This is a genomic window from Chlamydiales bacterium (genome assembly GCA_031292375.1).
Lineage (GTDB): Bacteria > Chlamydiota > Chlamydiia > Chlamydiales > VFKH01 > JARLHF01.
The window spans coordinates 1-10,847 of the sequence record JARLHF010000003.1; the positions used below are offsets into that span (position 1 = coordinate 1).

Consider the following 10,847-nt stretch of genomic DNA (forward strand, 5'->3'; position numbering starts at 1 on the left):
CCATGTGCGGCCTCTAGGGCCACTTTCATTTTAAATTCTGCCGTATATTGATTGTACTTTCCCATAGTTGCTATCCTTTCTGCGTTTAGTTTATCAGAAAGTTGCGCGATTTGGGGTGTCTAAATTTCGGGGTCCATTATATAGCCTAAAGGCGCACTCGGAATGGGGGCAGTTAAGCGACAATGAATGGAAACAAGAATGTGAAAGAACTGCGTTTCCATTCCTGCTCAGAGAGCTTCGTCATCAGTTTCCTCGCCTACGCCTCTGCATTCACTTAGATGCCCTATATGCCACAGATCCAAATTTTATACTGCTCAAAGATAAGATTTTGGCCAAAGGATACACTATTTCATTTGTGATGAAGCAGATGATTTTAGATCTTATCTACTTGTCCAATACTACCTTGTTTGAAGGAAAAGATCCGATTCAGTTATGTTTTGGTAAAGACCCTCCCCAAAATAATGTTTGCATTAATTTATAGTCCATTTTTTTCTCAAAAAACCTTCCATACAACCACTAGCTTGTTGCCTGATTTTTTTTATTATTTTTTTGCTAACATTACTGATAATTATTTGAAATAACGTTAATTTTTGTGACTTTAATCTCTAGTTTCCGCTTCATTTGGCCTACTAGACGAGAAAACACTTATAAATCCATCGCCACTCCTAATTGCTGGGAAAATGACCCAACTAACCCATAATAATTTAGTTAGGTAAGCAGATGCACTCCCAGCCGCCGCCGAGTGCCTTGTAGATGGCAATTAAGTCGGTATAGAGATTTGTTCTACTTTGGGTTAGTGCAAATTCAGAGGTAAACAACGTCTTTTGGGCATCTAGGACATTTAGAAAATCACTTACACCTGCAATGTAAAGGGCTGTTGCATATTTAAAGGCCTGCTTATCATATTCAACCTCTTTTGCTAGTATGTTATGGCGTTTTAATTCTTCAGTATAGGCATTAAGAGAGTTTTCAACGTCTTCTAAAGCATTTAATATGGTTTGAAAGTAAGTGACAAAGGCTTGTATTTCTAGTTCTTCTTGTACATGAACGTTTGCAATCAAAGATTCACCATTAAAAATGGGCCAGGTAAAGTTAGGAGCAAAGGACCATATGTTGGCTGTATGTCTTAGAAAGTGGGAGAGTATGCTGCTTTCTTGCCCATATGTACCAGTAAGTGCAAATTGAGGGTATAAGTTTGCAACAGCAACTCCGATATTTGCAGTAGCTGCAGCAAGTAACCTTTCTTGCTCGCGAATATCTGGTCTTCTACAAAGTAGGGTAGAGGGTAGGCCTATTGGAATTTGAGGGGGCATGCAGGGTAAATCTTTTACATGGCATAAGAGTGTTTTAAGAGCGCCTGGTTCTCTTCCAAGTAACACAGATATGCGGTGCATGGCTTGTACTTCAGTTTGTTCTAATGGGGGAATAAGAGCTTTGGTATCCTCAACAAGGGCTGCAATTTGCATAACGGTCAGATCACTTGTAAGACCTGCATCAAATTGCGCTTTTGTTAATTTATAAGTGTCCTCCTGAGATGCTATATTTTGTTTAACTACTATAATTTGCTGTTGGGTGCCTCTTAAAAGAAGATAATTATTTGAAACTTCTGCAAGCAATGTTACAAGGACAGATCTTCTGTTTTCAACAGATGCTTGAAGGGAGTCTACTGCAGATTCCATGGCTCTTTTTGTTCCACCGAAAAGGTCGAGCTCCCAAGTAGCATCAAATTCAGCTAGGAAAAGATTTTGATAGGGGTTTTTAGGTGTAAAGATGAGCGGAAGATCTTGTGAATACCTATTTCTTTGATAGTAACCACTTACGTTGATACTTGGAAAGAGGGGTGCTCTTGCTATAATGTATTGCTCTCTTGCAGCTTTAATTCGAGAGGTTGCAAGCTTTAAATCTAAATTGGATTGGATAGCAAGAGTAATTAATTGATTGAGAATAGGATCGTGGAACGTATGCCACCATTTGACAAAGGGTGCATTTTGTGTCATCAGTGGATAGGATGCATCTTCGAATTTACAAGAAGGGGTAAATTGTGGTTTTTTGTAGTCAGGCCCTACCATGCAGCCAGATAAAAACAAAAGCATTGAGAGATAAATGATGTATAATTGTTTCATGAGGCCTTCTTTGAAGGGTGATCATAGGAAAATAAAGAGGGTGCTTCAATAAAAATATCCATTTGCAATCCTACATAAACAGGAAAATCTTTTGGATCAAAGCTGTAAATAACTTGTAGTACGCGTGTATCTACACGTTCTGTAGAAGCTCCCGTCAGCGACTGCTTTGGAACAACGTAGGGCTCTGTATACTCATAATGGATGGGTATTCTAATGCGTGGATTGCCTTTTAAATAAGCTGCAGCATTTGCTTCTTTGGAAAATCGCCATGCATCATATTCGTCGATATCTACTCGTAAATAGAGGAGCTTTGTATAGCCAACAACCATTCTGGGTTGTGCTGATGGCTGTGATAAGTCACTTGCTACAGCAAATTCACCCTCGTGAACATTGACCTGTAAAACTTCTCCATCGATGGGGGATCTAACAGTTAAAAGGTCAATCTGTGTATTTATTTGAGCAATATTTGCAAGGGCTGCCTGGTATTGCTTCCTTGAAACTTCAATATCTGGAATCCATGCACCTCTCACTGTTTTGAGAAGGGAGTGTTTAGCATAAGCAAGGTTTGCTTCGGCAATTTGAACTGCAAATTCTCTGTTGTGTATTTCTTCGATGCTGATAGCTCTTACATCAGTTAGGTTTCTAACGAGGGCAAGTTGGTCTTTTGCCTGGCCCAGCATTCCTTCATTTTGTTTTACAAGGTCTTCTGCAAGCCAAACATCTTCATCTCTTGGTGCTAAAAGTAGAGTATTTAAATTAGCTTCTGCAAGCTGGGCGTTTGCAAGCTCTACATCTAGAGTAGCTTTTAGTGTAGTATCATCAATTTTAAAGAGAGGATCTCCTGCTTTAATGGGCGTGCCAACGCGTACATAGACATTTGTTACAAGTCCAGAAGATGTAGTTCCAACAGCAATATTTGCAGGAATAGCTTCAATGAGGGCAGCTCCTGCAATATAGGAGTTGTAAGGAGGATAGGGAGGAGTAATTAAAGGTGGTTGAGGAGGAGTAGTTTGATGGTCTTTGATGGCCAGCCATACGCCAAAAAATATGCCAAGAAGTGCGATAATGGGAAGTAGTAATTTACGTATCATTTTTTATATCTCACACTTTACCGTTAGTACCAAGTTCAATGATATGTCCATCATCCATTTTTGCGATCTTATCGGCATAATCAAAAATTCTTGCATCGTGTGTTACAACTATTAAAGAAATCTTTTTTTGTGTCACAAGTTTTTTGAGGATCTCCATAATTTTCATGCCAGTTTGATGATCGAGTGCAGAAGTTGGCTCATCACAAACAACAAGTTTTGGATTATGTATAATAGCTCTTGCAATGGCAACTCTTTGTTGTTGTCCACCAGAGAGATCCAAGGGAAGTGTTTGGGCATAATTTTGCATATCCATTTCTGATAAAAGAATGCGTGCTTTTTTTAGAGCACTTATTCGTTCCATACCATTAATCAAAAGAGGAATGGATACATTTTCAGCAACTGTAAGAGTTGGAATCAAGTTGAAAGATTGAAAAACAAAGCCAATAGTCTCTCCGCGAAGACGAGTTTTTTCAGCCTCTGGAAGATGATTGAGTGCTTTATCAAAAATTAAGCATTCTCCTTCATCTTGGTTGAGGATTCCTGCCATTACGGATATAAGAGTCGTTTTACCGCATCCAGAAGGACCAACAAGCATTAAAAGCTCGCCAGCATTCACTTCTAAATCAACGCCTCTAAGAGCTTGTACTTTGGCAAGTCCTGTTCCATAGCTTTTTTTAATACCTTTACAACGTACGGCAAGTGGTGTGTTTGAATCCATTCTACACTATCCTTTAAAGACTATAGCAGGTTCTAGACGTATGACTGTGCGTATGCTGAAGGCAGCAGAGGCTGTACAGATAAGAAAGATAGCTGTTGCTGTAATGACAAGAAGTTGCCAAGGCAGCCGGAAGGAGAGTTCTGTTGAGCCAAGAAAGATGCCAAAAAGAGAAGCTCCTCCAATACCTATGCCGTATCCAATAAAGCCTACAATCATAGCTTGCATCAAGATCATGCGCAAAAGCGTTGCATTAGATGTTCCCATTGCTTTAAGCGTTCCAAAGTGACGTAAGGAGTCGAGAGTGAAATTATAAAAAGTTTGACCTGCAATTGCAGTGCCTACAACAAATCCAAGAAGGACAGCAGTTCCAAAGTTGATAGGAATTCCTGTGTATTTTAGATAGTAGAGTACGGTGAGGTTTTTAAATTCTTCTTTGGTATAAGCCTTAAATCCTGTTTGTTCTTGAATGTGTTTTGTCAAGAGATGTAAAGGAATACCTGGTTTTGCTTTTACTAATATAAAAGAGAGAAGTTTCCTTTCAGCAGGTGCGTAAGAAAGTGCTCTTGTATAAGTCATGTAAACAATAGGCTGTGATTGGAAAGTGCGTGTTTCTTCACAAATGCCAACAACACGAGCGCTGTTATCATTGATTTCTACAAAATCGCCCACTTTTAAAGGAATAGGTGGATCTCCTGGTATAGGAGAGGGTGATGCGAGCTTACCCTCAGCTCCAACTTTATCTACGATGATGGCGTCATATGCCCTTAAATCAGAAAGACGGCCTTGTATCATTTTAGCAGGACCTCCAATTAGAGTAGCATCATCAATTCCAATTACGTTGGAAGTTTGAAAGGTTCCGTTATCAAGCCTTACACGTAAAAGTCCTTTGAAAAGGGGGACAGCCCAATCCACACCCTCTACTCCATATACACGCAAAAGATCTATATCTCTTAAGGGGCGAATATCATCGATATAGAGTACTCCAGGGTCTACCACCCAAATGTCCGCTTGAGGTGTGTCAGTAATGAAGCTGTAGCTTCTAGACATGATTCCGACAAAAATTGCTAGTTGTTGCGTAATGAGAAGGGATGCAAAACTGAGTCCAATCAATATGCCAAAATATTTCGCACGATCGCCCACAAGCATTTTCCAAGCAATTAGGTACATTTTAAGCAGCTTTTTGTGAAAGTTCTTTTTTTGTATAGTGTTTTAAAGTATTCCAGAGACTATTTAAAAATATATTTTGCTCTTGATCAAGCTCTTGTATGATTACATGGCACTCTTCATTTCTTTCAAAAGCAGATCTGGTCCAGTTAGTTGAGCCGTGAATGAGTGTTTTATTATCGATAAAAGCGAATTTGTAGTGAAATAATTCAGATCCTGAGGAAACTGCAAAATAGTGTACCTGCTCTGCTAGGAGGCTGGCCACATTTTTGCTTGCTCCTAGTGATGAATTATAGTCTAAGATCACTTCAACTTTTACGCCCCTCTTATTTGCATCAATGATCGCCTGAGTAATGATAGGGTCTGTCCAAGTAAACATAGCAATTTTGATGGAGTCTTGCGCGCTTGTAATGAGTTGTAATAGACGAGGTTTTGCTTGAGGATCTGGTAATAGCCATAGTTCAATGTGTTGATTGCCTATATAGTAGTCGTGTTTTAAAAGAGCTTGCGTTTTAAGGACTTCATTTATGATACCTCTTGCCATTTCTTCGGATTCAAGACACATGAGGAGATTGCCATGCATGCGAAGAGATTGTGTTGTAAAATTTGTGGATCCAATCCAAATTTGACTCTTGTCTACAATCAAAATTTTTCTATGCATAAGTCCTTGTATTTTTCTTTTTGGTAAACTACTGATGGCTGGGTGCAGTTTTTTTTTAAGACCAAAGGAGTTTTTTGCATCATAGACAATCGTTATGTCAATACCTTTTTCTGCTTGTTTATTTAAAGCGTGTAGAATTTGAGGGTCAGTAAAAGTAAATATTTCAATAAAGATGGAGTGCTTTGCACTTAAAATAGCATCTTTTAAAAGGCACGATAAGTCATTATTGTTTTGGTTTGAATAGAGGGTTGCTAAAGGGGTGTCGTTCCTTGTGCTTTTATTGATAGAATAAACTGTTAGAGACGCCAGTACAAATAGTAAAAGAGCTATAAGAGTGATGGGTAAAAATTTATTTTTCATTTCTATTCTCATAAAATTTCACTGATCATGCACGAGATGCTTGTTGAATAACAAGTGCTTTGATATATTGTCTTCAAAAAGTTAAAGATTTTTGAGGAGTGAGCTTACTTATGACAAAACAGTGCCAAGTAACAGATAGAAAGCCAGTGAGAGGACGTAGTTATACGACTCGTGGTATTGCTAAAAAGAAAAAAGGTATCGGTATTAAGATTACAGGGATTAACAAGCGACGCTTCCTTCCTAATCTTGCCAAAAAACGCCTTTGGCTTGCAGAAGAAAATCGTTTTATTACACTTCGCCTTTCCATGGCAGCGCTTCGTACAATTGATAAGTTGGGCCTAAGCCAAGTTGTTCGTGAAATGAGAGCAGCTGGTAAAAAAGTTTAAAATTGGAAGTGCTTGATGCTATGTCTTCGTGGATTTATTCGTGAGTTGCAAAAGACTCAGGAAATTGTTGAAGTCCATGAAGAAGTAGATCCGCATCTTGAAATAGCAGAAATTCATAGAAGAGTTGCAGCAGCAGATGGTCCTGCACTTTTTTTTCGAAGAGTTAGGGGCAGCTCATTTCCAGTTGTCACTAACTTATTTGGCTCTAAGAAGCGTGTAAATAGCGCTTTTCATAATCGACCAGAAGAGACTCTTACGGAGCTTGTTCGTTTTTTTCAGGAAAATATGCCACCGACGCTTTCAAAAGTTTGGCAGCACAGATCGTTGTTTAAAAAAATTTTGAATGTAGGGCTGAAGAAAGAGCGAAGTAGTGGTGTTCTTGAATGTTCCATGGACACACCCAACTTGAATCGATTACCACTGCTTACCTCTTGGCCTCTTGATGGAGGTGCATTCATTACGTTGCCCCTCGTTTATACGGAGCCAGTTGGAGGCGGCCCTCACAATTTGGGCATGTACCGTATTCAGCGCTACAATGAGAAGCAAGCGGGTTTACATTGGCAAATTGCAAAAGGTGGTGGATTTCATTTCCATGAGGCGGAGCTTCAGAATAAGAGTCTTCCTGTCAACATATTGCTTGGAGGTCCTCCAGCATTGATCTTAAGTGCTATTACGCCCCTTCCTGAAAATGTTCCAGAGCTTTTGCTCTGTTCTTTTTTGCAAGGTAAAAAACTCTCTACCGTTAAAGCCAAGGAGAGCGTCTATCCTCTTGTAAAGCATTGTGAGTTTGCTTTGATAGGTGATGCAAAACCTCATGAAAGAAGGCTAGAGGGCCCATTTGGAGACCATTATGGCTACTATAGCTTGGAGCACGATTTTCCTGTCTTTAATTGTAAAAAGATCTATCATCGAAAAGATGCTATTTATCCTGCAACAGTTGTTGGTAAGCCAAGACAGGAAGATTTTTATATAGGCAATTACCTTCAAGAGTTATTGTCTCCTCTTTTTCCTTTGGTCATGCCAGCAGTAAAATCTCTTTGGAGTTATGCTGAAACGGGCTTTCATGCCCTTTCAGCAATAGTCGTCAACGAGCGTTATGAAAGAGAGTGCATGACATCTGCTTTTCGTGTTTTGGGAGAGGGGCAGCTCTCTTTAACTAAGTTTCTTCTTGTAACGAATCAACAAGTAGATGTTAAAGATATAAAAGCTTTACTAAAAATCGTTCTTGAGCGCTTTCAGCCAGAAAAAGACCTTTTTATTTTTTCTAACCTCTCATTGGATACTCTCGACTATACAGGGCCTTCTTTTAACAAAGGTTCCAGAGGAGTTATCTTGGGAGTGGGCGACAAGGTGCGAGATTTGCAAGATGAATTTCAAGGAAGGCTTCCTTCGATGATCAAACGAGCAAAAGCCTTTTGTCCAGGATGTTTAGTGGTAGAGGCAGGCTTTGGTAAAGAGATGAACATGCAAGAGATTGCATCTTATCCAAGCTTTGCAAAATGGCCCTTGCTTATATTGGTAGATAGTCTTGAAAAGACATTGAGAAGCACGGCTTCCTTTTTGTGGACAACCTTTACAAGGTTTGAGCCAGCAGCGGATATCTATTCATCCAAGTGTCATATCTACCGCAATCATCTATGCCATGGGGCGCCTATTTTAATTGATGCGCGCATGAAGCCAAAATATCCTCAAGAAGTTTTGGTAGATGATGCAACGTCATCTCTTGTTACTAAACGCTGGAATAACTATTTTCCAGGGGGCATGCCAATGGGCGATAGCTTAAGCGCACACGTCTCCTAAACCTTGTATTTTAAAGAAAGGTTTGCTAGACTTGCGACAATATTTATATTACCTTAGGTAAAGTCGATGCTTACAAAGTTTCTTGATCCAAAAAATGACATAGCCTTTAAAAGAATATTTGGAACTGAAAAAAATAAAGATATTCTGATTCATTTTTTAAATGATATGGTGAAATTTAAAGAACAAGCGCCGATCGTTGATGTTACGTTTTTAAAGACAATTCAAGACCCTGAAATTGCCTTTCAAAAAGTAAGTATCGTCGATATTTTATGTAAAGATGAACGAGGCAATGCTTATATTGTAGAAATGCAAGTTGCCTCAGAAAGAGGCTTTGAGAAAAGAGCTCAGTTTTATGCAGCTAAAGTTTATGTTAATCAGGCTAAAAGTGGTAAAAGCTATGAAAATCTTAAGGAAGTCATCTTTCTTGCTATTGTCGATTATATCATGTTCCCTGAAAAAAAGGAATATAAGTCAGATCACGTTATATTAGACAAAAATAATTATGAGCATAATTTGCGTGACTTTTCTTTTACTTTTCTTGAATTACCTAAATTTGATAAAGATATTCATTCACTTGATAATATCGTCGATAAGTGGGCTTATTTTTTTAAGCATGCAGAAGAAACAACAAGTACAGATTTGAAGTTACTTGCTGATGAGGATCCTATTATTGAAAGAGCTTATGAGGAGCTTGAGCGCCATGGTTGGAATGCCAATGAGCTTCTTACCTACGATCATGAGGAAATGAGTGATTTGGCTTTCAAAGGGAAAATAGCCGCTGCTGAAGATAAAGGAAAAGCTGAAGGAAAAGCTGAAGGGAAGATGGAAGGATTTGTTGAGGGTAACTTACAAGCATCTAAAAGAATTGCTGAAAATCTTTATCAAAATGGTTTAGATTTACAAACGATTGTAAATGTAACAGGCCTTTCTTTAGAGGAGTTAAAACAGCAATTTAGAAATAACTTTTGAACTTGTTTGTGTATATACGTTTGGTAGGAGATGAAGTGTGGAAATAGTGCAATGCGACATGGTTGTAATTGGTTCTGGCCCTGCAGGGCAAAAGGCGGCAATTCAAGCAGCTAAGTTTGGAAAAAATGTAGTTGTTGTTGAAAAGGATAAGGAGCCAGGAGGCGCTTCTCTTAATTCGGGAACAATACCTTCTAAATCACTTAGAGAGGCGATCTTAGACCTTACAAGGTTTCATGATCGTACCTTATATGGAAAGGATAGCTTAAAAAATGATGTTGCAATTGGTGATTTAACTTATCGTTTACACAAAGTATTAGCTGATGAGAGAGTGCTGCTTTTAAAGCAGTTTAGCCAAAATAATATCCATTTAGTTTTTGGGATAGCCCATTTTGTAAATAAGCATCAAATGATTATCAGTGATGATAGCGGAAGCGAGATTTATCAAATTAACGCTGATATCATCATGATCGCTACAGGGTCTAGTCCAAGAGATCCTTCCAATGTGCCCTTTGATGGAAAAGTAATTTTAGATTCTACGGGTCTACTTCATTTTAGTGAAGTGCCAAAGTCTATGGTGGTTTTAGGAGGAGGGATTATTGGCTCTGAATATGCAAGCTTTTTTTCGGCTCTTGGAACAGACGTTACGGTGATTGATAAAAAAGAGAGAATGCTTGGACTTTTAGATGCTGAAATTGGTGCACACTTACAGAAGTCTTTGGTTGATATAGGCTTGAAATTTGTTGGTAGTAAAGAGTTTGATAAGATAGAACGTGTTGGTAACCAAGGTGTTGTAACATGTAAAGATGGATTTACGATTACGGCAGATACCGTATTATATGCCCTTGGTAGGTCTGCAAACGTTGCCTCTTTAAAGATACAAAATGTTGGCATTGAACTTACAAAAGATGGGCATATCCCTGTTAACTCCCTCTTCCAAACAGTTGTGCCAAATATTTATGCTGTTGGGGATGTTATAGGAGCTCCTGCTCTGGCATCTACTAGTATGGAACAAGGTCGTCTCGCAGCACGTCAGGCTTTTGGCGCTGCAGCTCATACATTTCCAACTCTCTATCCAATAGGTATCTATACCATACCAGAAATCTCTTCTGTGGGCTATACTGAAGAGCAATTACAAGCGCTTGGATTTCACTATGAAGTGGGAAGAGCTTATTACTATGAAATTGCAAGAGGGCATATTTCTGGAAGCTTAAGGGGCCTGTTCAAAATCCTCTTTCACGCTGATACATTGGAAATTTTGGGAATTCACATCATAGGTAGAAGTGCAACCGAAGTGATCCACATTGGACAAGTGGCGATGTCTTTTAATGCCCATCTTGATTACTTTATCGAGCATATATTCAATTACCCAACATTTGCGGAAGGCTACCGCATTGCTGCCTTTAATGGTATTAATAAAATTAAGCGCATCAAATAAAAATAGACTTCTTGCATAATTAGCTTTGCTTAGAAAAATTGAAATTTTTTGAGTAGATTTATTGATAAATTTTTCAAGCATATGTGAACATATGGTTGAAAAATTTAACGATAAAGATGTCAAAAAAGACAATTTTAACA

10 protein-coding genes are annotated in these 10,847 nt (G+C 38.7%); 5 read left to right on the forward strand and 5 right to left on the reverse strand.

The window, feature by feature from the left end; translation table 11 throughout:
• Positions 1-115 precede the first annotated feature (115 nt).
• Entirely contained in the window at positions 116-481 is a 366-nt protein-coding gene (locus P4L16_00610; protein ID MDR3623629.1) for a hypothetical protein, read from the forward strand.
• A 223-nt stretch (positions 482-704) separates the two neighbouring features.
• On the opposite strand, the gene P4L16_00615 is transcribed toward P4L16_00610, so the two are convergent.
• From P4L16_00615 to P4L16_00635, 5 genes are read right to left on the reverse strand one after another with little or no spacing between them, the layout of a single operon-like run.
• Complete coding sequence (locus P4L16_00615) at positions 705-2,123, reverse strand: efflux transporter outer membrane subunit (GenBank protein MDR3623630.1); 1,419 nt, start codon at positions 2,121-2,123, stop codon at positions 705-707.
• Entirely contained in the window at positions 2,120-3,214 is a 1,095-nt protein-coding gene (locus P4L16_00620; protein ID MDR3623631.1) for a biotin/lipoyl-binding protein, read from the reverse strand. The genes P4L16_00615 and P4L16_00620 overlap by 4 nt, the downstream gene beginning before the upstream one ends.
• 10 nt (positions 3,215-3,224) lie before the next feature.
• Positions 3,225-3,932 (reverse strand): ABC transporter ATP-binding protein, encoded by a 708-nt coding sequence (locus tag P4L16_00625; protein ID MDR3623632.1) that lies wholly within the window; start codon positions 3,930-3,932, stop codon positions 3,225-3,227.
• A gap of 6 nt (positions 3,933-3,938) precedes the next feature.
• Positions 3,939-5,099 carry an ABC transporter permease gene (locus P4L16_00630; GenBank protein MDR3623633.1) on the reverse strand — a complete coding sequence of 387 codons (1,161 nt, stop codon included), beginning with the start codon at positions 5,097-5,099 and terminating at the stop codon, positions 3,939-3,941.
• Between the two features lies 1 nt (position 5,100).
• Complete coding sequence (locus P4L16_00635; GenBank protein MDR3623634.1) at positions 5,101-6,117, reverse strand: phosphatidylserine/phosphatidylglycerophosphate/cardiolipin synthase family protein; 1,017 nt, start codon at positions 6,115-6,117, stop codon at positions 5,101-5,103.
• A 110-nt stretch (positions 6,118-6,227) separates the two neighbouring features.
• Between P4L16_00635 and rpmB the strand changes: the two genes are divergently transcribed.
• The 4 genes from rpmB to sthA all read left to right on the forward strand — a co-directional run bounded on the left by rpmB (position 6,228) and on the right by sthA (position 10,707).
• On the forward strand, positions 6,228-6,503 hold the full coding sequence (gene rpmB, locus P4L16_00640) for a 50S ribosomal protein L28 (protein ID MDR3623635.1): 276 nt from the start codon (positions 6,228-6,230) through the stop codon (positions 6,501-6,503).
• Between the two features lie 15 nt (positions 6,504-6,518).
• Positions 6,519-8,303, forward strand: a complete 1,785-nt coding sequence (locus P4L16_00645) for a UbiD family decarboxylase (GenBank protein ID MDR3623636.1) — start codon at positions 6,519-6,521, stop codon at positions 8,301-8,303.
• 66 nt (positions 8,304-8,369) lie between these two features.
• Complete coding sequence (locus P4L16_00650; protein MDR3623637.1) at positions 8,370-9,272, forward strand: Rpn family recombination-promoting nuclease/putative transposase; 903 nt, start codon at positions 8,370-8,372, stop codon at positions 9,270-9,272.
• 37 nt (positions 9,273-9,309) lie between these two features.
• On the forward strand, positions 9,310-10,707 hold the full coding sequence (sthA, locus tag P4L16_00655; protein MDR3623638.1) for a Si-specific NAD(P)(+) transhydrogenase: 1,398 nt from the start codon (positions 9,310-9,312) through the stop codon (positions 10,705-10,707).
• The last annotated feature ends 140 nt before the right edge of the window (positions 10,708-10,847 follow it).